This is a genomic window from Paraburkholderia sp. SUR17 (assembly GCF_029536165.1).
GTDB classification, from domain to species: Bacteria; Pseudomonadota; Gammaproteobacteria; order Burkholderiales; family Burkholderiaceae; genus Paraburkholderia; species Paraburkholderia kururiensis.
On record NZ_CP120509.1, the window covers coordinates 2,532,101 to 2,557,132 of the forward strand.

Genomic DNA, 25,032 nt, shown 5'->3' on the forward strand with positions numbered 1-25,032 from the left:
CGCCGCCATGCCGATCATCGAAAGCGCGCTCGATCTGCGCCATGCCCACTACGACTTCACGCTGCCCGCAGGCGAGCCCTGGCTGCACGACGTGAAGCGCGGCGAGACGCTGCGCATCATCGACCTGGAAGGCAACCAGGCCGTGGACACGCTCTTCTACAGCAGCGCCGACCCGCACGAACGCTACAGCGCGCAGGACACCATTCGCGCGCAACGCAACCTGTACCTCACGGCGGGCAGCGTGCTGATGTCGAATCGCGGCAACGCGTTGCTCACCATCGTTGCGGACACCTGTGGCCGTCACGACACGCTGGGCGGCGCCTGCGCGGCCGAGAGCAACACCGTGCGCTACGCGCTCGAAAAGCGCCACATGCACAACTGCCGCGACAGCTTCCTCAACGCGATCACGCATTGCACGTGCGGCGCGGGCGCGCTGCTCACGAAGCGCGACATCGTGAGCAACATCAACTTCTTTATGAACGTGCCCGTCACGCCGCTTGGCAAGCTGACGTTCGAAGACGGCATCTCGGCGCCGGGCAAGTACGTGGAAATGCGCGCGGAGCAGGACGTCACGGTGCTCATCTCGAACTGCCCGCAACTCAACAACCCGTGCAACGGCTATAACCCGACGCCCGTGCGGCTCGCGATCTGGAGCGCGTGATGGCACATACGCTTCAGAAAACCTTCGACAAGGTCCTCATCGCGAATCGCGGCGAGATTGCCTGCCGCGTGATCCGCACGCTGAAGCGGCTCGGCATCGCGTCGGTCGCCGTGTATTCGGAAGCCGACCGTCACGCCATGCACGTCATGCAGGCCGACGAAGCCGTCTGCATCGGGCCCGCGCCCGCCGCCGCGAGCTACCTCAACGCCGCCGCGATACTCGATGCGGCGCGCCGCACGGGCGCTCAGGCCATTCATCCGGGCTACGGTTTTCTCTCGGAAAACGCGGCGTTCGGCGAGGCATGCGAAGCGGCAGGGCTGCGTTTTATCGGCCCACGTCCGGAGCAGATGCGGCGCTTCGGCCTCAAGCACACGGCGCGCGAACTCGCGCAAGCGAGCGGCGTGGCGCTGCTGCCCGGCACCGGCCTGCTTGCCGATGCGGCGGCGGCACTCGACGCCGCCGCCACGCTCGGCTACCCCGTCATGCTCAAGAGCACCGCGGGCGGCGGCGGCATCGGTATGTCGCTGTGCCGCGACGCGGCGCAACTGGAGGCGGCGTTCGCATCGGTGGCGCGCCTTGGCGAAGCGAACTTCGCGCACGCGGGCGTCTATCTGGAAAAGTTCGTGGAGCACGCGCGCCACATCGAAGTGCAGGTGTTCGGCGACGGCGCGGGCAACGTCATCGCGCTCGGCGAGCGCGATTGCTCGGTGCAGCGGCGCAACCAGAAGGTGATCGAAGAAACGCCGGCACCGGGGCTCTCGAACGAAGAACGCGCCGCCCTGCATGCCACCGCCGTGCGTCTTGCGAAGTCGGTCGACTATGCCTCCGCGGGCACCGTCGAATTCGTGTTCGACGTCACCACGCGCGCGTTCTACTTTCTCGAAGTCAACACGCGGCTCCAGGTCGAGCACGGCGTGACCGAGGAAGTGACGGGCGTCGATCTGGTGGAGTGGATGATCCGCCAGGCCGAAGGCACGTTGGCGCCGCTCGCCACGTTGGTGCAAGCGGTAAAAGCGCCGCAGGCGCCGCGTGGCGCAAGCATTCAGGTGCGCGTCTACGCCGAAGACCCGAACAGGCACTTTCAGCCCGGCTCGGGCACGCTCACGCACGTCGCGTTTCCCGCCGATGTGCGCGTGGACACCTGGGTCGATGCCGGCACGGAGGTGAGCGCGTTCTACGATCCGCTGCTCGCGAAGATCATCGCGACCGGCGAGTCGCGCGAAGCCGCGCTCGCGAAGCTGCGCAGCGCGCTCGCCGAAACGCGGCTCTACGGCATCGAAACGAATCTCGACTACCTGCGCGCGATTGCGGGCTCGCCCACGTTCGCGAGCGGCGAGCAGACCACGGGCTTTCTCGGCCGCTTCCACTTCGCGCCGCACACCATCGACGTGCTCGACGGCGGCGTGCAGACCACGGTGCAGCAGTTGCCAGGGCGGCTCGGTTACTGGGACATCGGCGTGCCGCCGTCGGGGCCCATGGACGACCTCTCGTTCCAGCTTGCCAACGAATTGCTCGGCAACGCGCCTGATGCCGCGGGGCTCGAATTCACGATGGTCGGCGCCACGCTGCGCTTCAATACGGAGACGCTGTTCGTGCTGGGCGGCGCGGCGCTCGCTGCCACGCTCGACGGCGAGCCAGCGCCGTTCTGGACCGTGACGCGCGCAGCCGCAGGCGCGGTGTTGAAGCTGGGCGGGGTGACAGGCGCGGGCATGCGCGCGTGCCTCGCCGTGAAGGGCGGCCTCGACGTGCCCGACTATCTGGGCAGCAAAGCCACCTTCACGCTCGGTCAGTTCGGCGGCCACGCGGGCCGCGCGCTGCGTAAAGGCGACGTGCTGCACGTCGGCACGCACGCGGGCCACGGCGAGCCCGGCGCCACGCTCGCACCCACGCGCGTCCCTGTGCTCACGCACGCGTGGGAGCTGCGCGTGCTGGACGGCCCGCACGGCGCGCCCGACTTCCTCACGCCCGACGACATCGCGATGCTCTACGAGGCGCACTGGACCGTGCACTACAACTCGAGCCGCACAGGCGTGCGCCTGATCGGCCCGAAGCCGCAATGGGCGCGCACGGACGGCGGCGAGGCCGGGCTGCATCCGTCGAACATTCACGACAACGCGTATGCGATTGGCGCCGTGGATTTCACGGGCGACATGCCGGTGATTCTCGGCCCCGACGGCCCGAGCCTGGGCGGCTTCGTGTGCCCCGTCACGGTGATCGGCGATGACCTGTGGAAACTCGGCCAGCTGCGCCCGGGGGATACGGTGCGGTTTGTGCCCGCAGATGCATCCGCTCTTGCGTCGGCACTTGCATCCGCATCTGCATCCGCATCTACATCGTCAGGCACGAAGCCGAACGCAGCACACGACTGCGTACTCCACCGCGACGACCACGCAGGCGACGGCGTCGGCGTGGTCTATCGCCGCTCCGGCGACCGCAATCTGCTGATCGAATATGGGCCGCCCGTACTCGACCTCAAGCTGCGCTTTCGCGTGCATGCGCTGATGGACTGGCTCGCCGCGAACCCGTTGCCCGGCATCGTGGACCTCACGCCCGGCATCCGCTCGTTGCAGGTGCATTTCGACAGCGCGGCGCTCTCGCGCGAGCGGCTGCTCGACCATCTGCGCGAAGCCGAGGCCGCGCTGCCCGCCGTGGACGCCATGCGCGTGCGCAACCGCATCGTGCATCTGCCGCTTTCGTGGGACGACCCGTCCACGCGCATTGCGATCGAACGCTACATGCAGTCCGTGCGGCCCGATGCGCCCTGGTGCCCGAGCAACATCGAGTTCATTCGCCGCATCAATGGGCTGGAAAGCATCGACGACGTGAAGCGCATCGTGTTCGACGCGCGTTACCTCGTGCTCGGGCTGGGCGACGTCTATCTCGGCGCGCCTGTTGCGACGCCCGCGGACCCGCGGCATCGGCTCGTCACCACCAAGTACAACCCCGCGCGCACGTGGACGCCCGAAAACGCCGTGGGCATCGGCGGCGCGTATCTGTGCGTCTACGGCATGGAAGGCCCGGGCGGATACCAGTTCGTCGGACGCACCGTGCAGATGTGGAACCGCTACCGCACCACGAAGGAGTTCGTCGCGGGCAAGCCGTGGCTGCTGCGCTTCTTCGACGAGATCCGCTTTTTCGAAGTCAGCGAGGCGGAACTCGCCGAATGGCGCAGCGACTTCATCGCGGGACGCCGGTCGCTACGCATCGAAGAGTCGGTGTTCGATCTGGGCGAGTACGAACGCTTTTTGAAGGACGAAGCGGAGTCCATTGCGGCATTCAAGTCGCGCCAGCAAACCGCCTTCGAAGCCGAGCGCGAGCGGTGGCGCGCCGCGGGCCAGGCGGACTACGCCGCGGAGGGCGAGGCAAATGCGAACGGCGTCGCAGGCGATGCAGCGGATGAAGCGGCTCTGCCCGACGACCGCCGCGCGATTGCCGCCGACGTGTCGGGCAGCGTCTGGAAGCTGCTGGTCGCCGAGGGCGAACGCGTGACCGAAGGGCAAGACGTTGCGATCGTGGAATCGATGAAGATGGAAGTCGCCGTGGCTGCACCTGCGAACGGCGTGATCGAAACCATCGGCTGCGCGGCAGGCGATGCCGTGGTCGCCGGCCAGCGGCTGATGGTGCTGCAGATAGCGAGTGCCGCCGCGCCTTGCGTCGAGACAACCACAAGCACAAGCGCAACCGCAACCGCAACCGCGACCGGCGAGGAGGCCACATGCAAGTGAACGTTCAATCCGAAGTGGCTGAGTCGATGTCGATAGCGTCGCTGCGCGCCCGCTATCTCGACGGCAGTCTTACGCCCGCACAGCTGGTGGACGCGCTCGCCGCGCGCACATCGGGCGAGGACACGCACCACGTCTGGATTCGCGCGCTCACGCGCGACGAGATGATGGCTTACGCGCAGCGCCTGGAGGGCCGTGATCCCGCAACGCTGCCGCTCTACGGCATCCCCTTCGCGATCAAGGACAACATCGACCTCGCAGGCGTGCCCACCACGGCCGGCTGCCCCGCCTACGCGTACACGCCGGAACGCAGCGCGCCGGTGGTGGAGCGGCTGATCGCGGCGGGCGCGATTCCCGTGGGCAAGACGAATCTCGATCAGTTCGCCACGGGCCTCTCGGGCCAACGCTCGCCTTATGGCGCGTGCCGCAACGCGCTCGACCCGCGCTACGCGTCGGGCGGCTCCAGTTCGGGCAGCGCCGTGGCGGTGGCGCTCGGGCTCGCGGCGTTTTCGTTAGGCACCGACACCGCCGGCTCCGGGCGCGTGCCCGCGGCGTTTCACGGCCTCGTGGGCCTCAAGCCGACCAAGGGCGTGTTGAGCACGCTCGGCGTGGTGCCCGCGTGCCGGTCGCTCGATTGCGTCTCGATCTTCGCGCAGTCGGCCAGCGACGCCGCACGCGTATTCGACGTGGCCCACGGCGTGGCGGATAGCGACCCGTATGCGCGCGCCTGGCAGCCCTCCGCCAGCGCTTTCGCATTCGCGCCCGCCACGCTGCGTGGCGGGCGCTTCGGCGTGCCGCGCCAGGCGCAACTCGCGTTCTACGGCGACGACTCGTACGCCGCCGCATTCGATGCCGCGCTGAACAAGCTGAAAGCCGCGGGCGCCGAACTCGTGGAAATCGATTTCGAGCCGTTCCTCGCCACCGCGCGACTGCTCTACGAAGGACCGTGGGTCGCGGAACGACTCGCCGCCATCCGCGCGTTCTTCGAAGCGCAGCCCGACGCGCTGCATCCGGTTACGCGGCAGATTATCGGCGGCGCGGCACGCTGGAGCGCCGCCGACGCGTTCACCGCCTTCGACCGCCTCGCCGCACTACGCTTGCAGGCAGAACAGGTCTGGACGCAGATCGACGTCATGGTCACGCCCACGTCGCCCACCACGGCGACGATTGCGGAACTCGAAGCCGACCCCATCGGTGTGAACGCGCGCTTCGGCTACTACACGAACTTCGTCAATCTGCTCGATCTCTCTGCGCTCGCGGTGCCTGCGGGCGTGTGCGCCGAAGGTGCGCATGCGGGGTTGCCGTTCGGCGTGACGTTCGTGGGCCGCGCTCACGACGACGTGGCGCTGCTTGCGCTTGCGCGGGCGTGGCTGGGTGAAACGCAAGAGGCGTCGGCGCCTGACACACGCGTCGAACCGCAATCGACGCATGTCGCCACCGTCCGCGTTGCCGTCGTCGGCGCGCATCTGAGCGGCGAGCCGCTCAATGAGCAGCTCACAGAACGCGGCGCGCGGCTCGTTGCGACCATGTCGACGGCGCCCGCCTATCGGCTCTACGCGCTGCCCATCGCCACGGCCGGCACGCCGGCGAAGCCCGGCCTCGTTCGCGTGAGCGAAGGCGGCACAGCTATCGAAGTCGAGGTGTGGGACATGCCAGTGGCCGCGTATGGCTCGTTCGTGGCGGGCATTCGCGCGCCGCTCGGCATCGGCACACTCACGCTCGCCGACGGCAGCACGGTGCAGGGCTTCCTGTGCGAGAACGCAGCGCTCGCAGGCGCCGAGGACATCAGCGCATTCGGCGGCTGGCGCGCCTATCGGCGTCATGTTTCGCAGACCGCTGAGCCGCCCGCCCGCGAGAGCGCGAGTGCCGCCGAAACGCCATGAGCCGCACCGTCACCGAAAAGAAACGAGACCAAACCCACCGATTCACTGAAGCAAGCCGTTGACCATCCTGCCTGGAGATCACCCATGAAGACGAAGTTCGCAATCGCATCCGGCTCGCCCTCGCGAGCCGCCACGAGCGCCGCGGTTCTCGCGAAGCGCTCGGTATGCCGGTGGCTCGCGCGTGCGGCCGGCGCCGCCGCCCTCGCCACGGGGCTCTTCGCCGCCGCGGCGCAGTCCGCTGCGGCCGCGCCGCTGCGCGTGGGCTACAGCGACTGGCCGGGCTGGGTCGCATGGCAAGTCGCCATCGACAAGGGCTGGTTCAAGGAAGCCGGCCTCGACGTCCAGTTCGAATGGTTCGACTACGCCGCCTCCATGGACGCCTACGCCGCCAACAAGCTCGACGCCGTGCTCGTCACGAACGGCGACGCGCTCACGATGGGCGCGAACGGCGCGAAGAACGTGATGGCGCTCATCACGGACTACTCGAACGGCAACGACATGGTGGTCGCGAAGCCGCCTGCGCGCACGCTGAAAGACCTGAAGGGCAAGAAGATCGGCGTGGAGTTCGGTGTGGTCGATCATCTACTGCTGCTCGACGCGTTGCAGCGCAGCGGCATGAAAGAAGGCGACGTGACGCTCGTGAACGCGAAGACCAACGAGACGCCTCAGGTGCTCGCCTCTGCGGACGTTTCCGCCATCGCCGCCTGGCAGCCGAACGCGGGCGAAGCGCTGCGTCAGGTGCCGGGTTCGCGTCCGGTGTTCACGTCGGCCGACGAACCGGGGCTCATCTACGACGTGCTCGCCGTGAACCCCGTGAGCCTCGCTTCGCATCGCGCGGACTGGGAAAAGCTCGCGAAGGTCTGGTACCGCGTTGTGCATTACATCGGCGATCCGGCCACGCAAGCCGACGCCGTGAAGATCATGGCGAATCGCGTGGGCCTGAAGCCGGAGCAATATCTGCCGCTGCTCAAAGGAACGAAGCTGCTCACGCTGCCCGAAGCGCGCGCAGCCTACGTGAAGGGCGACGGCTTCAAGTCGCTGTACGGCTCGAGCCACACCGCCGATGCGTTCAACGTGAAGTACGCGGTGTACAAGACGCCGCAGGACGTGAATGCGTATATCGATCCGTCGCTGACGGCGGCGCTGAAGTAACACGGCCACGGGCGCTGCGCCCGTGGCCGCCAAAGGACATTGCTGGAGAACGCCATGGCCGGAATGAGTCAGACGGGATGGTTTGCCGTGCGGCGCGAACTGCCGCCGCGCGCGAAGTGGATGCTGGGCGCCGGCTCGTTCCTGCTGCCGCTCATCGTGTGGTGCATCGTGAGCTATGTGCCGTTCATCTGGCATCCGCAGATGCTCATCACGACCCCGGGCAGCGTGGACTATTTCCAGCCCGGCATGCGCGTGGACAAGGCCGTGTTCGCCGACGAACTGGAGCACGCGCGGCAAACACACGCCGCGCTGCCCGTGGGCGTGAGCGCGAATCCCGTCTATCTGCCGGCGCCGCACGAAGTGCTGCGCGCGTTCTATACGGCGTTCACCACGCCGCCCGCGGGCCAGGACGGCGTGTGGCTGCACCAGAGCCTCTGGCACAGTGTCCAGGTGATCTTCTGGGGCTTCGTGGTGTCGTCGGTAATCGGCGTGCCGCTCGGCATTGTGTGCGGCACATATAGCGCGCTCGCGCGACTGCAGGAGCCGTTCTTCGAGTTCTTCCGCTATCTGCCGGCGCCCGCGTTCGGGGCGCTCATGGTCGCGATACTCGGCATCTACGACGCGCCGAAGATCGCCATCATCGTGATCGGCACGCTCTTTCAGCAGGTGCTCATCATCGCCAACACCACGCGCAAGCTCGAATACGGGCTGCTGGAAGCCGCGATGACGCTCGGCACGCGGCGCATCAAGCTGCTCACACACGTGGTGGTGCCCGGCATCCTGCCGGACCTGTACCGCGATCAGCGCATTCTGCTGGGCTGGGCGTGGACCTATCTGATCGTCGCGGAACTGGTGGGCACGAGTTCGGGCATCACCTGGTACATCACGCAGCAGGCGCGCTACCAGCATTTCGACAACGTCTACGCGGCCATCATGATGATCGGCATCATCGGCCTCGGCACGGACCTCGTGCTCGCGCTACTCGGCCGCAAGCTGTTTCCGTGGGACCGTACGCTCAAGGCGTGAGGTTCGCTGCACGGTTCGCTGTATTCGCATCGACTCTCAAGGAGCGCAACATGCTGTCCCCGCAATCCATACCCGACTACCTCCTGCAGTCCGATGCGGTACGGGCGCGCTTTGCGCGCCTCAAGGCCCGCGAACCCGTGCTGGAGGTTCGCAATCTGGGCAAGCGCTTCGCGTCGCCGCAAGGCGAGCACGTCGCGCTCAACAACGTGAGCTTCACGACGCACCGGCGCGAGTTCGTCTGCGTGATCGGGCCGTCGGGTTGCGGCAAGTCCACGCTGATCCGCATTCTCGCGGGGCTCGAAACGCAGACGAGCGGCGAAGTGCGCGTGAACGGCAAAGCCGTGGATGGTCCCGGCGCCGACCGCGGCATGGTGTTCCAGGGCTACACGCTGTTCCCGTGGCTCACCGTGAAGAAGAACGTGATGTTCGGGCTGCGCATGAACGGCCAGGGCGCGGCGGAAGCGGAACGCGAAGCGCTGCAATGGCTCGATCTGGTGGGCCTCGAGAAATTCGCCAACGCGTACCCGCATCAGCTTTCGGGCGGCATGAAGCAGCGCGTGGCGATTGCGCGCGCGCTCGCGAACCGGCCACGCATCCTGCTCATGGACGAGCCGTTCGGCGCGCTCGACGCGCAGACCCGCGCGAAGATGCAGGCGCATCTGCTCGACATCTGGCGCAACGTCGACATCACGATCCTGTTCATTACCCACGACCTGGACGAAGCGATCTTTCTCGCCGACCGCATCCTCGTGCTGAAGGCGCATCCGGGTGAGGTGCAGGAGTTGATCGAAGTACCCGTGCCACGGCCGCGCAGCTACGAGCAGTTCACGTCGCCGGAATTTCTCGCCACACGCGCGAGGCTCGACGCGTTGATTCACCCGCCGCAATCGCACGAATCGCCCGAGGACGAAGCGCGCGTGAGCCCGCACATGATCCGCATGACGGACGTCAACGACGAGGTGGAGTGAGCACAGGCGCGCCGCAAATTGCAACACTTCACTCGCTCAAGTTTTGTGCAGCCCCGCCGATAAGCGGTTTGTCGGCCCACCGGACGCGGTTCTATCAGGACAGCTGATTTCGAAAACTTCTTCCGGTATGCCGCCGATAGAATCGTCGAGGCCCACACGGTATCCGCGTCATGCGGCGACACCGCAGGGCACCCAAACAGAGACATCCTGGGGGTTGCAGCCATGAAACACGCATTGAGCCTCTTCGCACGCGACGAGCGCGGCGTAAGCGCCATGGAATACGCCATCATGGCGGGCATTGTGGCGGTGGCGCTGACGGCTGTCGGCGTGGCCTTTAGCAACAACATCGGTGCGCTTTTTACGAACCTGTTCACGCAGGTGACCGCGGCGCAGAACTCCGGCAGCTCCAGCTGAACGGGATGATTTGATGCGCGCCGGGCTGCACGGGCTTCGTCCACGTGCGGCCTGGCGAGAGCGCGGCCTTTAGCGGATCGGCTCTTCATCGCTTCATCATTTGCTGGCGTCCGCCTTTAATTTCGACTATATTGGAAATATGGAAGAAAACGATGTCATTCGCGCCCTGGCGGCGCTCGCTCACGCGCTTCGGCTTCGCGTGTTCCGCATGCTGGTGGTGGCAGGTCCGGCAGGACTCACGCCAGGCGCCATCGCGGGGCAACTGGACATTCCCAACGCGACACTCTCCTTTCATCTGAAGGAGTTGATGCACGCGGGGCTCGTCACGCAGGAACGCGATGGGCGCAGCCTGATTTATCGAACCGCCTTCGAGCAGATGAATGCGCTGCTCGGCTTTCTGACCGAAAACTGTTGCCAGGGCGAGACGTGCCTCACGCCCGGCGCCGATTCCTGCAAATGCTGAAGGAGAACGTTCATGAAGCGGTTTCACGTCCACGTCCACGTTGAGGACCTTGCAGCCAGTGTCGCTTTCTATACGAAGCTGTTTGCCGCCGAACCCGCGCGGATCGAAACGGACTACGCGAAATGGATGCTGGACGATCCCCGCGTGAACTTCGCCATTTCGACGCGCGGCACAAAGGCCGGCGTGGATCATCTGGGCTTCCAGGTGGACCACGCCGACGAACTCGCCGAACTCGCGCAGCGCGCCCAGGCTGCGGACATGGCCTTGCTGGACCAGGGCGAAACCACCTGCTGCTATGCGCGCAGCGACAAGCACTGGATCGTAGACCCGCAGGGCATCGCCTGGGAGCATTTTCATAGCCTCGGCAGCGCGCTCGTCTACGGCGAGAGCAACCGGCAATTGCCGGCTTCAGGCGCATCTTCCTGTTGCGCCCCGCGTGGCAACACCTCATGCGCGGCCGCGGCACCCGCCGCTGGCGAGCAATGAGGCGATGGCCGCGATGACCATCAACGTACTCATTCTCTGCACCCACAATTCGGCACGCAGCGTACTGGCCGAGGGCATGCTGAACCATTGGGCGCACAAGCTCGGCAAGGACGTGCGCGCCTATAGCGCCGGCAGCGCGCCGAGCGGCCGTATCAACCCGTTTGCGCTGGAAGCGCTCGCAAACGCGGGCGTCGATACCCAGGGCTATCGCAGCAAAAGCTGGGACGAATTCGCGGCAGACGGCGCGCCTCGAATGCGCATCGTCATCACGGTGTGCGATAGCGCGGCCGCGGAACAATGTCCGTTCTGGCCAGGAAGCCCCGTCAAGGTCCATTGGGGCTACGCCGATCCGTCCAATGCGCCGGGCGGCGACGAAGGCAAACGGCAGGCGTTCGAACTCACGCGTGAGGCCATCGGTTATCGCATGCTGCAGTTGCTCGCCCTTCCGCTGGATCGTCTGAACGATGCCGAGCTTCAGCATGCGCTGGATGACATCCTGAAAAGCTGAGCCTTCTTTTGCGAATCGCCTCATGACCGCCACCAACGTCACCGCTTCGAACAAGCCCCCTGTGAAGCCACCGGCCAAGCCGCCCATCGGCTTTTTCGAGCGCTACCTCACCGTCTGGGTCGCGCTGTGCATCGTTGCCGGCATCCTCGCCGGACAGTTTTTCCCGGCCGTTTTCCAGGCCATTGGCCGCATGCAATACGCCCAGGTCAACCTGCCGGTGGGCCTGCTGATCTGGGTGATGATCATCCCGATGCTCGTCAAGGTGGACTTCGGCTCGCTGCACGAGGTCCGCCAGCACATCAAGGGAATCGGCGTCACGCTGGTCGTGAACTGGCTCGTCAAGCCCTTCTCGATGGCGTTTCTCGGCTGGCTCTTCATCAAGCATCTCTTTGCACCGATGCTGCCTGCGGCGCAACTCGACAGCTACGTTGCGGGCCTCATCCTGCTGGCTGCCGCGCCCTGCACGGCGATGGTGTTCGTCTGGAGCCGGCTGACCGGGGGCGACCCGCTCTTCACGCTCTCGCAGGTGGCGCTCAACGACAGCATCATGGTGGTCGCCTTTGCACCGCTCGTCGGCCTGCTGCTCGGCATCTCGGCCATCACCGTGCCATGGGCGACGCTCTTCACTTCGGTGGTGCTCTATATCGTGATCCCGGTCGCGCTTGCGCAGATGCTTCGCAAGGCGCTGCTCGCGAGAGGCCAGGCGGCATTCGATGCCGCGATGGCAAAGATCGGCCCCTGGTCCATCACGGCGCTGCTCGCCACGCTCGTGCTGCTGTTCGCGTTCCAGGGCGAAGCCATCCTCGATCAACCTCTGGTGATCGCGCTGCTCGCGGTGCCCATCCTGATCCAGGTGTTCTTCAACTCGGCGCTTGCCTACTGGCTCAACCGCGCAGTGGGCGAGAAACACAACGTGGCCTGCCCGTCGGCGCTCATTGGCGCATCCAATTTCTTCGAGCTGGCGGTTGCGGCCGCCATCAGCCTGTTCGGCTTCAATTCCGGCGCGGCGCTGGCCACGGTGGTGGGCGTGCTGATCGAAGTACCGGTCATGCTGCTCGTGGTCCGTATCGTCAACCGTTCAAAGGAGTGGTACGAGCGTGCGTAAGATATTCGCGAACCGTCGGATGAAAGGCCTCGCGGCATCGGTTGCCGTACTGCTCGGCACGGCGGTTGTTGCGCCGCTCACCCTTGCCGACGTCACGGCGCGCCAGAAAGAAGTCGCGCAACACGGTGCGGACGTGATGCCGTTCTCGCTCGCGGCAACCACCCACATCTTTACGAAGACGGCCGATGGCGGCATCCAGCGCGTCGTCACGAAGCATCCCGACCCGAAACAGGCCGAGCTGATCCGCGGGCATCTCGCCGCGATCGCCCGTCGGTTTTCGGCGGGTGACTTCGGGGCGCCGGAGCAGATTCACGGCAACGACATGCCCGGCCTCGCCGTATTGCGTACGGCACAGCCTGGGGAGTTGAAGATCGACTATCGCGACGTGCGCGACGGGGGCGAAATCGTGTATCGCAGCGAGCAGCCTCGTCTCGTGGCCGCGCTGCACGACTGGTTCGACGCGCAGTTGTCCGATCATGGGCACGACGCGATGGCAGGGCACGACGCGGGCGCAATGCACCACCATCCGGCGGACATGTCGGGGCAGTGAACGTAGAGGAGCGTCGGCATGAGCACACCTGATGACGAAATTCGCCCGGCCGCCGCCACGGACTTCGACGGCGTCCTCGCGTTGCTGGATACCTGCGGGCTACCGGCCAGCGACCTCACGGCGCAAAGCCTCGACGGCTTCCACGTCGCCGTGCGCGACGCCGCCATCGTCGGGGTGGCGGGACTGGAGCAAGCCGGCGATGCGGCCCTGTTGCGTTCGGTCGCCGTTCACCCGCGGCTGCGCGCATCCGGCCTCGGCACGCGCCTTGTCGACGCTTCCATTGCGCTAGCGCAAAAGCGATCGCTCAAAGCGCTTTACCTTATTCCGAACGATGAACCCGCCCACACGTTCTTCGCGCGGCGCGGATTCACTCGCATCGAGCGAACCCACATTCCCGAAGCGATCCGCGGTCTGCCTGAATTCACGCATCTCTGCCCGCAGACGCACCCGTGCTTGTGGAGACCGCTGAATCCCGATTGCTCCAAGGTGCCTGCCATGAAGAAACTCGAAGTGTTCGATCCCGCCATGTGTTGCTCGACCGGCGTTTGCGGCGTGGACGTCGACCCCGTGCTGGCGCAATTCGCCGCCGATCTGAAGTGGGTCGAGGCGCACGGCGTGACAGTGGCCCGCTATAACCTGGGCCAGGCGCCGCAGGCGTTCGCCGCCAACGCCGCCGTGGTCAAGGAAATGGAGGCCGGCATGGAGCGGTTGCCGATCCTCGTGGTCGACGGCCATATCGTGTCGACGGGGATGTATCCGTCGCGCCAGCAACTCGCGCAAAAACTCGGCATTGCGCTGACGACGGCGGAAAAACCGCACATCAAGGCCGGCAGCTGCTGCACGCCGGGGTCGGGCTGCTGCTAGGGAGCGCTCATGTCCCTTCCCGAAACGCAGACCCGATATCTCTTCTTCACCGGTAAAGGCGGCGTCGGCAAGACATCGCTTTCCTGTGCCACGGGCCTCGCCATGGCCGATGCCGGCAAGCGGGTGCTCATTGTCAGCACGGACCCGGCCTCCAATCTCGACGAGGTGCTCGGCGTCCGTCTGAGTCAGCTGCCGACCGCGGTGCCGGGCGCGCCGGGCCTGTTCGCGTTGAACATCGATCCGGAAGCGGCCGCGCAGGCCTACCGGGAACGCATGGTCGAACCGTATCGCGGTGTCTTGCCTGCCGCGGCGATCCGCAACATGGAAGAGCAGTTTTCCGGGGCGTGCACGGTCGAGATAGCGGCCTTCGACGAATTCTCCAAACTGCTCGGCGACCCCGCCGCAACGGCCGATTTCGATCACGTGATTTTCGACACCGCCCCGACCGGCCACACGCTGCGCCTGTTGACGCTGCCTTCGGCGTGGAACGAGTTCATCTCGTCGTCGACGGGAGGTGCCTCGTGCCTCGGGCCGTTGGCGGGGCTGGAGAAGCAGAAGGCGCTGTACGCGGCGACCGTCGAACGGCTGTCGAGCGCAGCGCAAACCACGGTCGTGCTGGTGAGCCGCCCCGAAGTCGCCGCGCTGCGCGAAGCGAATCGCACGCGGCACGAACTGGCCGAACTCGGCATTCGCAACCAGGTGCTGGCAATCAACGGCCTCTTTGCTACAGACCGCAACGACGACGCGATTGCAACTGCCATGGCCCAGCGCGCGCAACAGGCGCTGGCCGACATGCCGCGCGAGCTGGCGGGCCTGCCGCAGACGCGCATTCCGTTTCTGCCGCGCGGCACGGTCGGGCTGGATGCGCTGCGCGACATGGCGCATCCCGAACGCGTGCGCATGCCGACCGAACGCCGGATGCCCGACACCGCCTTGCCGCCGGGTCTGGGCGGCCTCGTCGACGAACTGTCGGCTGCGGGCCACGGCGTGATCATGACGATGGGCAAAGGCGGCGTGGGCAAGACCACGGTAGCGGCCGCGATCGCCGTTGCGCTGGCCGGCCGCGGACACGACGTGATCCTCTCCACTACCGACCCGGCCTCGCACGTGGCCGCCACTGTCGATGGCGTCGTGCCTCGCCTGAGCGTCACGCGCATCGACCCGGCGCGCGAAGTGCAGCAGTACACCGAAGAGGTGCTGGCGAAAGCGACATCGCACCTCGATGCGGGCGGCCGGGCGATGCTCGAAGAAGATCTGCGCTCGCCCTGCACGGAGGAAATCGCCGTCTTCAGGGCCTTCGCGCGCACGGTCGATCAAGGCAAGTCCGGCTTCGTGGTACTGGACACCGCGCCGACCGGGCACACCATTCTGCTGCTGGACGCAGCCGAGGCTTACCACCGCGAAGTAATGCGCACCCAGGGCGACATGCCGGAGTCGGTCCGTCAACTGCTGCCGCGCCTGCGAGACCCGGATTACAGCCGCATCCTGATCGTCACGTTGCCGGAAGCGACGCCCGTTCACGAAGCGGAGCGCCTGAGCGCCGACCTCGCGCGGGCGGGAATCACGCCGTACGCGTGGGTCATCAACCAGTCGTTGCTGGCGAGCGGCACGACCGACCCGATGCTGTGCCAGCGGGGCACTTACGAGGTGCCGTTCGTGCGCCGCGTGGCGGACGATCTGGCGCAGCGCACCGCACTGATTCCGTGGCTCGCCGAGGCACCGGTCGGGGCAACCGGCCTCGAACACGTGATCACGTCGCGGGCGGCCACGTAGCGCGTCGATCATCGCCTGATCCTTGATCCGTACCGCTCACCATCCGTCAATCTGTACCGGTACCGTACTGGCTCCTGCCGCTAAACTGGCTCGAAATCGCCAACAAGCCAGGAGCAGCCCCACATGTCCGCAGAACTCCTGAGCGCGCTGCCCGCCGGCATCCTCTTCGCGCTCGTTACCACCATCACGCCCGGTCCCAACAACACCATGTTGCTGGCCTCCGGCGTCAATTTCGGCTTTCGCCGCACGCTGCCGCACATCCTCGGCATTAGCGCGGGCGTCGTGTTGCTGATGCTCTCTGTCGGCTTCGGGCTGGGCGAAGCGTTCCGGCGTTTCCCGATGCTCTATAGCGTGCTCGAAGTGGCGAGCATCGCGTATCTGCTTTATCTCGCCTGGAAGATCGGCACCTCGGGCGAGATCCAGGTGCGCAAGGGCGAGCGTCGTCCCATGCGTTTTCACGAGGCCATCGCGTTTCAATGGATCAACCCGAAGGCATGGATGATGGTGCTCACCGCCGCCACCACCATCCGCCTCTCCGCAGACTTCGGCGTGAACGCGGTGATCATGGCGTCGCTTTTCTACGTGATCGGTCTGCCGTGCATCTGCCTGTGGGCCGCGTTCGGCACGGCATTGCGGCGCTTTCTCGCGGACTCGCGGCGGCTGCGCGTCTTCAACGTGGTCATGGCGCTGCTGCTCGTGGCTTCGATGTATCCCGCCGCGCTGCATCTGCTCGGCTGAACGATGGCGGCTTTTGCCGCCTCGTTTCTGCCGTCTTGTTTCGTTTCTGCCGTCTTGTTTCTGCCTGGCCCTGCGCTGCGGCTCTGCTTTATTCCCCCCTCCCCATCCTCTCGCCGCTTCGGCCAGTCCCGCGCCGCCGTCCTCAAGTTTTGTCGGACGAATGTCGATATCCCGTATTCAGACTTCTCTTAACAGCTTCCCCGCAACACAGAATCAGCAAGGCCGCCATCGCGCCCATGGCAGGCCATTGCCCGCGGCACGTTGTCGTGCCGTTGCGCGGCGCATCGCGAAATACATCGACGAATGTGAAAGGAGACCACGTTGAAGAAGCTGTCGATTCGTGCCTGGCTCACCTGGATGGTGGCCTTCTTCGGCCTCGCGCTGCTGGTTGGCGCGGCGGCCGGCCTGTTGTCGCTACGCGCGAGCAATCTCTCGCTGCAGCAGATGTACACGGTGGACACGCCAGCCGTGGCCGACCTGGAAGGCAGTTCCGGCCAGTTGCTGCGGCTGCGCCTCGCGCTCGCCACTTACGCGTCGCTCGTCGATCTGAACGATGAAAAGGGCGCCGCGGCCGTCCTGCAGCGCTTCGATCAGTACCAGAAGAACTCGGACGAGCGTCTCTCCCACTATCTGAGCATTGCGGGCACAGGCGACGAGGAGCAGCGCCTCATCAAAGACATGCAGGACAAGCGCAACACGTTCCTGCACGAAGGCGCGGAACCCGCGCTCGCGGCACTGAAGGCCGGCGACCGCAACGCGTTCCAGCAGCTCCAGGGCCACAAGCTGCCCTCGCTTTATAGCGCCTACGAAAAGGCGATGCTCACGCTCGAAAAGCTGCAGATCGATCATGGCGCGCAGCGTTACCAGGAAGCGCACGCGCGCTTCTACGCCGTGTGCATCGCGGTGGCCGTGGGCATGGCGTTCTCGCTCGTGCTGGTCTGGATTGCGCGCATCGTGCTGGTCCGCGCAATCGTGGGTCCAGTCGACGCAACGGTCGCGCAGTTCGAGCGCATCGCCGCCGGCGACCTCACGGGCCGCATCGCCACGACCGGCGAGAACGAAATGGGACGCCTCGCCACAGCGCTGCGCAGCATGCAGGAATCGCTGATCAGCACCGTGAACACGGTGCGCCAAGGCACCGAATCGATCAATACGGGCGTGAGCGAAATCGCGTCGGGCAACGCGGACCTCTCGCAGCGCACCGAAGAGCAGGCGGCCTCGTTGCAGCAGACGGCGGCGAGCATCGAAGAACTCACCTCCACCGTGAAGCAAACCGCGGACAACGCGACGCAGGCCAGCTCGCTCGCCCGCAACGCCTCGGACCTCGCGGCGCAAGGCGGCGAACTCACGCAGCAGGTAGTGGGCACGATGCATCAGATCGTCGACGATTCGCGCCAGGTGGGCGACATCGTGGGCGTGATCGAGGGCATCGCGTTCCAGACCAACATCCTCGCGCTCAACGCGGCGGTGGAAGCCGCGCGGGCCGGCGAGCAAGGGCGCGGTTTCGCGGTGGTGGCAAGCGAGGTGCGTTCGCTCGCGCAGCGCAGCGCGACTGCGGCGCGCGAAATCAAGACGCTGATCGACAGCTCCACAGCACGCGTCGAATCCGGCTCGCAACTCGTGGAGCGCTCGGGTTCCACGATGTCCGAGATCGTCAACGCCATTACGCGCGTGAGTTCGATCATGGGCGAGATCGCGGCGGCGGCATCGGAGCAAAGCACGGGCATCGACCAGGTGAATCGCGCCGTCGCACAGATGGACCAGGTGACGCAGCAGAATGCGGCGCTGGTGGAACAGGCGGCCGCGGCGGCGAGTGCGCTTGAAGATCAGGCGCAGCGTCTGAGCGCGGCCGTTTCCGTGTTCAATACGGACGGCTCGCGCCACGCATCGCACACGTCGCACCTGCCGCGGCTTACCGCACCGACGCGATGAACTTCCACAGCGCGTCGTCCGTGGAATACGGCACGTTGAAGCGGAACCACGCGCTCGCGGCATCGTCGGGACGAAAGTAGGAACCGGGCGCAAGCCAGATGCCGGCGCGCAATGCGTCGGTCGCCACTTCGGCGGCGCGCCCGGGTTCGATGGGCAGTCGCGCCCACACGAAGAGCCCCGCGCGCGGCCGGTGGAACACGTCGAGCCCGAGTGCGTCGAGGCGCTCTTCCACGGTCGCGTGCGCAGCCTTCAGCCGTTCGTTGACGCTTTCGACGTGCCGCGCGTACCGCCCTTCCACGAGCACCTTGTCGACAATGCGCTCGATGGCCTCCGACGACGTCAGCCCCACCGCCATCTTCGTGCGCGCCAGTTCGCGCAGCACGTCGCGCTCGGCCACCACGTAGCCGCAGCGCAGCGCGGGCGTGACGGTCTTCGAAAAACCGCCCACGTAGAGCACGCGTTGCAGGCCCTCCATCGCGGCGAAGATCGGCGCGCCCGCAGGCGCCAGCTCGCGGCTCACGTCGTCTTCGATCACCCACATCTGCTGGCGTTCCACGATTTGCAGCACGCGGAACGCGTTGGCCATGGTGAAGGTGGCGCCGGTCGGATTCTGCAGCGTCGTGTTGACGAAGAGCGCCTTGGGCGCGTGCGCGGCCACCACGCGCTCCAGCGCGTCGGCGTCGATGCCGGCCGGCGTACGCGGCACGCCGTGCACGGCGAGGCCGGCAAGCTTCAGGATCTGCAGGAAATTGCAGTAGCCCGGATCTTCGACCACCACCGCATCGCCCGGACGCAGCAGCGTGCGCACGACAAGGTCGAGCGCCTGCGTGGCGCCGTGCGTGAGCAGCACGTTCGAGACTTCGACGGGCAGCCCGTGGCGGTCCAGTTGCTCGGCGAGGCGCTCGCGCAGCGGCGCGAAACCGTACGGGTGCCCGTAGTCGCCAAGCCGCGCGGCCGGCACGCGTGTCATGGCACGCAGCGCGTGCCGCAGGCCGCCTTCGTTGATCCATTCGGCCGGCATCCAGCCGCAGCCGGCCTTGATGGGCACGGAGTGATCGGCGAATACGTCCGAGAGCAGCCACGTCGCCGTGAGGCTGGGCGGCTGCCAGCCGGCCGGGCTGGGCCGCGCGGCCTGCGCGCGCGGCGCCACGCGGTAGCCCGAGCCACGCCGGGCAACGACGAGGCCCATCGACACGAGCCGGGTGTAGGCCTCGGTCACGGTGAAGGTGGAAAGCGAATGCGTCTGCGCAAGCTGGCGCACGGAAGGCAGCAGCGCGCCTGCACGCAGCGTCTGCGCCTGGATGGCCGCGGCAAAGCCTTGCACCACCTGGTCTACGAGCGTGGGCGCCGTGCGGCGGCCGCGCTCCAGTTGAAGTTCGATCATCGTCACGGCACAGCGGCGGCAAAGGCGGCTGGGTTGAGTTGAGTTCGTTGGGGAAGGGTTCGCCAGGCGCGGACACGCGGCTGGAAACCAACACAGTCCGCGCAGATCGGCCAGCACAGTTATCAGCGCAGTACGTGAACTGTATATGCCGACATTTAACTCTGGGCGCTACAGTTTCGCTACCTGTTCGAGGAGAAAAAACCATGACTTCGCGCCCTGTCATCGACGATCTGGCGTCTTTCTGGATGCCCTTCACCGCCAATCGCCAGTTCAAGGCCGCACCGCGCCTGCTGGAGTCGGCCAAAGGCATGTACTACCGCACCACCGACGGCCGCCAGGTGCTGGACGGCAGCGCCGGCCTATGGTGCGTGAACGCGGGTCACGGCCGCGAAGAGATCATTGCCGCCATCACCCAGCAGCTCAACACGCTCGACTACGCGCCGACGTTCCAGATGGGCCACCCGCTCGCCTTCGAAGCGGCCAGCAAGGTGGCGGAGCTGATGCCGGCCGGCATCGACCGCATCTTCTTCACGAATTCGGGTTCGGAGTCGGTGGATACGGCGCTCAAGATCGCGCTGGCGTACCACCGCGCGCGCGGCGAAGGCCAGCGCACGCGGCTGATCGGCCGCGAGCGCGGCTACCATGGCGTGGGCTTCGGTGGCATTTCGGTGGGCGGGATTTCTCCGAACCGCAAGACGTTCTCGGGCCAGCTGCTGCCGGCCGTGGACCACCTGCCGCACACACACAACCTCGAACACAACGCGTTCTCGAAGGGCCAGCCGGCATGGGGCGCGCATCTGGCCGACGAACTGGAGCGCATCGTCGCGCTGCACGATGCGTCGACCATCGCCGCGGTGATCGTCGAGCCCATGGCGGGCTCCACCGGCGTGCTGATTCCGCCGCAGGGCTATCTGCAGCGGCTGCGCGAGATCTGCACGAAGTACGGCATCCTGCTGATCTTCGACGAAGTCATTACGGGTTTCGGCCGGCTCGGCAAGGCCACGGCCAGCGAGTTCTTCGGCGTGACGCCGGACCTCATCACGCTCGCGAAAGCGATCAACAACGCAGCCATTCCGATGGGCGCGGTCGCCGCGAGCCGCCAGATCCACGACACAGTGGTGAATAGCGGCGCGCCGGGCGCCATCGAGCTGTTCCACGGCTACACCTACTCGGCGCATCCCGCGGCGGCGGCGGCGGCCGTGGCCACGCTCGATCTGTATCGGCGCGAAGACCTGTTCGCGCGGGCCCACGCCCTCGCGCCGAAGTTCGAAGCCGCGGCCCACAGCCTGCGCGATGCGAAGCACGTGAAGGACATTCGCAACCTCGGGCTCGTGGCGGGCGTCGAACTCGAATCGCGCGACGGCGCCCCGGGCGCGCGGGCCTATCAGGCGTTCCTCAAGTGTCTGGAAGCCGGCGTGCTGATCCGCTTCACGGGCGACATCCTCGCCTTCTCGCCGCCGCTGATCGTGAGCGAGGAACAGATCGACACGCTCTTCGGCACTGTGCGCGAGGCGCTCGCCAGCGTGGATTGAGGCTGTATAGCCGCGGCGCCTGGTGGCTCATCAGGCGCCGCGGAGGCGGTTTCACTCGAAACGCTTCACTCAAGCTTCAGTGATGTGTCCGGGCGGCTCGCGTATGAGCCGCCTTTTTTGCGGCCGCTGAACGCCCCGCGGCGCCCTTCGTGCGCGCCGCCTTCTTCGCGGCGGCCGAGCGGCTGGACGCCGAACGGCGGTTCGCGGCCGAGTGCGACTGCTTCGACATCGCGCGATGCGAGGCGCCCTCGCCGCTCTCGCGTTTGAGCACCGCGGCGGTGGTGCGCGAACGCTTCGTCTTCGATTCGGTGCTCGCGCTCTTCGCCCGCTTCGACGCGGGCTTGTGGCCGGCCTCGTAGTCCTTCTCGGCCTTCTTGCGCGTCGCCGTGCTCGTCTTGCCCTGGGCAGGCGGCTTCATGTCGACGCCGGCGCGCCGCGCCTTCGAAAGACCGATCGCGACGGCCTGCTTCGCCGACTTCACGCCGTGCTTGCCTTCGCGCACGTGGTCGATTTCTTCCTTCACGAACGCGCCCGCCTGGGTGCTGGGCGCCTTGCCCGCGCGCTTCGCGCTGCGGGCTCGTTCCATGGTTTTCTTTTCAGGCATGACAGTCCTCCAGAGTGGCTGTTGGCATCAGTCAAGCGAGCAACGGATATGCCCGGCCTGTGCTGGAGGGTGCGTTCGGAGCGTCGACGGCGTATCGTGGCGGCAGGTGCCAAGGCACGCGGCGCGCATGCGAAGCGCAAGGCGTGAACGAGCGACTCCGCGGAGGACATCATGAAAACATCGATTCGGGCAGGAACGCACATCGACGGCGCGCACTGGATGGCCGAATACAGCGAAAACGGCCATGAAATACGCGTGTTTCGCGAAGGCCACGAGGTGGGCGTGTACGACGCGCCGCCCACGCTGTTCGGCGACGAACAGGAGGCGGGCTCGCTCAGCAACGCGGATCACCGCGCCATCGAGGCAGCGCTCGTTGCGAGCCTGCGCCAGTACGTCGCGGAGCACAATCGCGAAGCGTGAGCGCAGGCGTACTGATCGACGCTCCGGCACCGCAGGCAGCGCCGGCCGCTCTGCCTGCCGGCGACGTCTTCAGGACTTCGCTTCGTCCTCTTCGCGGAAGAGGCGGTCCGCCAGGTGAAACGCGGAATTGGCTGCCGGCACGCCGCAATAGATCGCGGTCTGCAGCAGCACTTCCTTGATCTCGTCGCGCGTCACGCCGTTGTTCTTCGCGGCGCGCAGATGCAGCGCGAGTTCTTCGCCCCGGTTGAGCGCCACCATCATCGCGATGGTGAGCAGGCTGCGCGTATGGCGCGGCAAGCCTTCGCGAGTCCAGATCTCGCCCCACGCATAACGCGTGATGAAGTTCTGGAATTCCTCGGTCAATTCCGTGCGGTTTGCGAGCGACCGGTCGACGTGCGCGTCGCCCAGCACCGCCCGGCGCACGCCCATGCCGGCCTGATAGCGTTCGTCGTCGTTCATGCCTGCTCCGTGAGGAAGTCGAGCACGGTCTTCGTGTACGCGTCGGCCTGCTCGATGTTGGAAATGTGCGAGGCGTCGAGTTCGGCGTAGCGGGCACCGGCAATCGATGCCGCGAGTTCGCGGCCTTGCGCAGGCGTGGCGGCCACGTCATGCGTGCCGGAGATGACGAGCGCGGGCGTGCGAATGGCGGACGTTTCGCCGCGCAGGTCGGTCGCGTTGAGCGCATCGCAATTCGACGCGTAGCCTTCGTTGTCGGTATGCACGAAGACATCGCGAATGAACGCGAAAACGAGCGGCTCGCGCGCGACGAACGCCGGCGTGAACCAGCGTGCGAGCACGGCGTCGGCGAGCGCCGCCATGCCTTCGCTGCGCGCGCGCTGGGCACGTGGGCCCCACACCTCGGGCGAGCCGATCTTCGCCGCCGTATTGCAGAGCACGACGCGGCCAATGCGCGCGCTGTGCCGCGCGGCGAGGCCCACGCCCGTCAGGCCGCCCATCGAGACGCCGCAGAAATGCGCCTTCTCGATGTCGAGCGCATCCAGTAGGCCCACCACGTCGCCCGTCAGTTGCTCGATGGTGTACGGGCCCGGCGGCACGTCGGAATGGCCGTGGCCGCGCGTGTCGTAGCGCAGCACGCGGAAGTGCTTCGCGAAGGCGGCGACCTGCGGCGTCCACATGGAAAGGTCGCTGCCCAGCGAGTTCGACAGCACGAGCCAGGGCGCGTCGCTGCGCTCGCCGTCGACGCGGTAGTGCAGCTTCGTGCCATTTACGGTGGCGTACGGCATGAATCGCTACTCCTTTTTTCAGGGTTGTTCGTTCGACGCAGCCACGGATGACGGCGGCGCCCAGGCCGCATGCCGCGCAAGCACGGCATCGACGAAGGCCTGCGCCTCGCCTGCGTAATGGGCCGGGTCGAGCAGCGAGCGCAGCTGCGCGGCTTCGAGATGACGCGTGACGGCGCGGTCTTCAGCAAGCACGTCGAAGAGCGGCCGGCGCGCCTGCACGGCGGCTTTGGATGCCTTCTCCACGAGATGATGCGCATCGAGCCGGCCGATGCGATCGCCCAGCGCGAGCATCACGGCCTCGCCCAGAATCAGCCCGTGCGTGGCGTCGAGATTCGCGGCAAGGCGCGCGGTATCCACTTCGAGCCCCGAGGCGATCTGTTCGATGTTCGCGAGCGCGCCGCCCGCCAGCCGCGCGAGATCGGGCAGCGCGTCCCACTCGGCCTGCCAGCCGCCCAGGGCGCGCTCGTGCTCCTGGACCATGCCGGCCAACACGGTGGCCACGAGCCCAGGCGCGCGCGTCGCGGCGGTGAGCACGGCGGCGCAACCCACGGGATTGCGCTTGTGCGGCATGGTGGACGATCCGCCCTTGCCGGCCGCCGCAGGCTCCGCGAGTTCGCCGATCTCGGTCTGCATCTGCAGCGAGATGTCGCGCGCAATCTTGCCGAGCGTGCCGATCAACATGCCGAAGAACGAGGCGGCCTCCGCGATGCGGTCGCGCTGCGTGTGCCACGGCAACGCGGGCTGCGCGAGCTGCAGTTCTTGCGCGAGCGATGCGCTTATGGCCGAAGCCGCATCGCGCAGACTCGCCAGCGTGCCCGCCGCGCCGCCGAATTGCAGCACCAACGCTCGCTCGCGCAGCGCAGCGAGGCGGTCGCGATGGCGCAGCAAGGCGTCGAGCCATTGCGCGAACTTGAGGCCGAGCGTGATAGGCAGCGCCTGCTGGAGCCACGTGCGCCCAACCGCCGGCGTCGCACGATGCGCACGCGCGAGGTTGGCGAGCACCGCGCAGGTGGATTGCAGCGTGTGGTCGATCAGGTGGAGCGCGGCGCGCAGTTGCAGCACGGTGGCCGTGTCGATGATGTCCTGGCTCGTTGCGCCCCAATGGACGTACTTCGCGGCTTCGGCATCGGCGGCCTTGACGCGCGCCGTGAGCTGGCGAACGAGCGGAATGGCGAGGTTGCCGCCGAGCGCGGCATCGCGGGCGAGGGCCTCGGCATCAAGTGCATCGGCCTGGCAAGCCGCGACGATGGGCGCCACGGCTTGCGGCGGAATCACGCCGTGCGCGGCGCACGCCCGTGCGAGCGCGGCTTCGACATCGAGCATGCGCTGCAACGTGGCGCGCGGCGACCAGATGTCGTTCATCGCCTGCGTGCCGCAGATCAGGCCGGTCAGGCGTTCGATACGTTCGAGACGTTCGGGCATGGTGACGGAAATCCCGTTGGCAGTCGGATGGAGCGTGGCGGCGCCGTGCGGATGCGTCGGCAGGCGAAGCGTCGGTTAGATCGCCAAGACCGCCACGCAGACGGCAGCGTGACGCTCATTGTCGCCCAACTGCCGTGCGCTGACCGCGCTGACCACTTGCTCGTGCGCGCCGCCGCGGGCA

23 protein-coding genes are annotated in these 25,032 nt (G+C 66.7%); 18 read left to right on the plus strand and 5 right to left on the minus strand.

Going from position 1 to position 25,032, the window contains the following annotated elements:
* Positions 1–7: 7 nt before the first annotated feature.
* The 16 genes from P2869_RS28515 to P2869_RS28595 all read left to right on the plus strand — a co-directional run bounded on the left by P2869_RS28515 (position 8) and on the right by P2869_RS28595 (position 18,245).
* Positions 8–661, plus strand: a complete 654-nt coding sequence (locus tag P2869_RS28515; RefSeq protein ID WP_277598708.1) for an urea amidolyase associated protein UAAP2 — start codon at positions 8–10, stop codon at positions 659–661.
* Positions 661–4,386, plus strand: coding sequence for an urea carboxylase (uca, locus tag P2869_RS28520; RefSeq protein ID WP_277598709.1), 3,726 nt, complete (start codon positions 661–663; stop codon positions 4,384–4,386). Before P2869_RS28515 ends, uca begins: the two co-directional genes overlap by 1 nt.
* The gene (atzF, locus tag P2869_RS28525; protein ID WP_277598710.1) at positions 4,377–6,266 is read left to right on the plus strand and encodes an allophanate hydrolase; all 1,890 of its coding nucleotides are present in this window, start codon (positions 4,377–4,379) and stop codon (positions 6,264–6,266) included. The genes uca and atzF overlap by 10 nt, the downstream gene beginning before the upstream one ends.
* An 84-nt stretch (positions 6,267–6,350) precedes the next feature.
* On the plus strand, positions 6,351–7,418 hold the full coding sequence (locus P2869_RS28530) for an ABC transporter substrate-binding protein (RefSeq protein ID WP_277598711.1): 1,068 nt from the start codon (positions 6,351–6,353) through the stop codon (positions 7,416–7,418).
* Positions 7,419–7,472: 54 nt separating this feature from the next.
* Positions 7,473–8,444, plus strand: coding sequence for an ABC transporter permease (locus P2869_RS28535; protein WP_277598712.1), 972 nt, complete (start codon positions 7,473–7,475; stop codon positions 8,442–8,444).
* Between the two features lie 50 nt (positions 8,445–8,494).
* The gene (locus P2869_RS28540; protein ID WP_042300237.1) at positions 8,495–9,412 is read left to right on the plus strand and encodes an ABC transporter ATP-binding protein; all 918 of its coding nucleotides are present in this window, start codon (positions 8,495–8,497) and stop codon (positions 9,410–9,412) included.
* 222 nt (positions 9,413–9,634) lie between these two features.
* Positions 9,635–9,826, plus strand: coding sequence for a Flp family type IVb pilin (locus P2869_RS28545; RefSeq protein WP_026121470.1), 192 nt, complete (start codon positions 9,635–9,637; stop codon positions 9,824–9,826).
* Positions 9,827–9,965: 139 nt separating this feature from the next.
* Entirely contained in the window at positions 9,966–10,289 is a 324-nt protein-coding gene (locus tag P2869_RS28550; RefSeq protein ID WP_017774952.1) for a helix-turn-helix domain-containing protein, read from the plus strand.
* A gap of 12 nt (positions 10,290–10,301) precedes the next feature.
* Positions 10,302–10,775, plus strand: a complete 474-nt coding sequence (locus tag P2869_RS28555; protein ID WP_017774951.1) for an ArsI/CadI family heavy metal resistance metalloenzyme — start codon at positions 10,302–10,304, stop codon at positions 10,773–10,775.
* Between the two features lie 13 nt (positions 10,776–10,788).
* The gene (locus P2869_RS28560; RefSeq protein ID WP_277598713.1) at positions 10,789–11,283 is read left to right on the plus strand and encodes an arsenate reductase ArsC; all 495 of its coding nucleotides are present in this window, start codon (positions 10,789–10,791) and stop codon (positions 11,281–11,283) included.
* A gap of 22 nt (positions 11,284–11,305) precedes the next feature.
* Positions 11,306–12,388 (plus strand): ACR3 family arsenite efflux transporter, encoded by a 1,083-nt coding sequence (gene arsB, locus P2869_RS28565; protein WP_199540942.1) that lies wholly within the window; start codon positions 11,306–11,308, stop codon positions 12,386–12,388.
* A gap of 19 nt (positions 12,389–12,407) precedes the next feature.
* Positions 12,408–12,938, plus strand: coding sequence for an aspartate carbamoyltransferase (locus P2869_RS28570; protein ID WP_277599872.1), 531 nt, complete (start codon positions 12,408–12,410; stop codon positions 12,936–12,938).
* An 18-nt stretch (positions 12,939–12,956) separates the two neighbouring features.
* Positions 12,957–13,802, plus strand: coding sequence for an arsenite efflux transporter metallochaperone ArsD (gene arsD, locus P2869_RS31150; RefSeq protein ID WP_346833752.1), 846 nt, complete (start codon positions 12,957–12,959; stop codon positions 13,800–13,802).
* 9 nt (positions 13,803–13,811) lie between these two features.
* A complete protein-coding gene (gene arsA, locus P2869_RS28585; RefSeq protein WP_277598714.1) occupies positions 13,812–15,575 on the plus strand; it encodes an arsenical pump-driving ATPase in 1,764 nt (587 codons plus the stop codon).
* Between the two features lie 123 nt (positions 15,576–15,698).
* Positions 15,699–16,313: a LysE family translocator gene (locus P2869_RS28590; RefSeq protein WP_017774945.1), complete on the plus strand. Its 615-nt coding sequence runs from the start codon at positions 15,699–15,701 to the stop codon at positions 16,311–16,313.
* Positions 16,314–16,634: 321 nt separating this feature from the next.
* Positions 16,635–18,245, plus strand: coding sequence for a methyl-accepting chemotaxis protein (locus P2869_RS28595; RefSeq protein WP_277598715.1), 1,611 nt, complete (start codon positions 16,635–16,637; stop codon positions 18,243–18,245).
* Here P2869_RS28595 and P2869_RS28600 read toward each other — a convergent pair.
* Positions 18,226–19,629, minus strand: coding sequence for a PLP-dependent aminotransferase family protein (locus P2869_RS28600; protein WP_026121466.1), 1,404 nt, complete (start codon positions 19,627–19,629; stop codon positions 18,226–18,228). The two genes, P2869_RS28595 and P2869_RS28600, sit on opposite strands and share 20 nt — an antisense overlap.
* A gap of 203 nt (positions 19,630–19,832) precedes the next feature.
* Between P2869_RS28600 and P2869_RS28605 the strand changes: the two genes are divergently transcribed.
* Complete coding sequence (locus tag P2869_RS28605) at positions 19,833–21,161, plus strand: aspartate aminotransferase family protein (RefSeq protein ID WP_277598716.1); 1,329 nt, start codon at positions 19,833–19,835, stop codon at positions 21,159–21,161.
* 76 nt (positions 21,162–21,237) lie between these two features.
* On the opposite strand, the gene P2869_RS28610 is transcribed toward P2869_RS28605, so the two are convergent.
* A complete protein-coding gene (locus P2869_RS28610; RefSeq protein WP_277598717.1) occupies positions 21,238–21,765 on the minus strand; it encodes a DUF6496 domain-containing protein in 528 nt (175 codons plus the stop codon).
* A gap of 171 nt (positions 21,766–21,936) precedes the next feature.
* On the opposite strand from P2869_RS28610, the gene P2869_RS28615 reads away from it, so the two are divergent.
* The gene (locus tag P2869_RS28615) at positions 21,937–22,185 is read left to right on the plus strand and encodes a hypothetical protein (RefSeq protein WP_199540952.1); all 249 of its coding nucleotides are present in this window, start codon (positions 21,937–21,939) and stop codon (positions 22,183–22,185) included.
* Positions 22,186–22,254: 69 nt separating this feature from the next.
* Here P2869_RS28615 and pcaC read toward each other — a convergent pair whose 3' ends face one another.
* From pcaC to P2869_RS28630, 3 genes are read right to left on the minus strand one after another with little or no spacing between them, the layout of a single operon-like run.
* Positions 22,255–22,644, minus strand: a complete 390-nt coding sequence (pcaC, locus tag P2869_RS28620) for a 4-carboxymuconolactone decarboxylase (protein ID WP_042300228.1) — start codon at positions 22,642–22,644, stop codon at positions 22,255–22,257.
* A complete protein-coding gene (gene pcaD, locus P2869_RS28625) occupies positions 22,641–23,429 on the minus strand; it encodes a 3-oxoadipate enol-lactonase (protein ID WP_126876936.1) in 789 nt (262 codons plus the stop codon). Before pcaD ends, pcaC begins: the two co-directional genes overlap by 4 nt.
* 18 nt (positions 23,430–23,447) lie before the next feature.
* Positions 23,448–24,851: a 3-carboxy-cis,cis-muconate cycloisomerase gene (locus tag P2869_RS28630; RefSeq protein ID WP_277598718.1), complete on the minus strand. Its 1,404-nt coding sequence runs from the start codon at positions 24,849–24,851 to the stop codon at positions 23,448–23,450.
* Positions 24,852–25,032 lie beyond the last annotated feature (181 nt).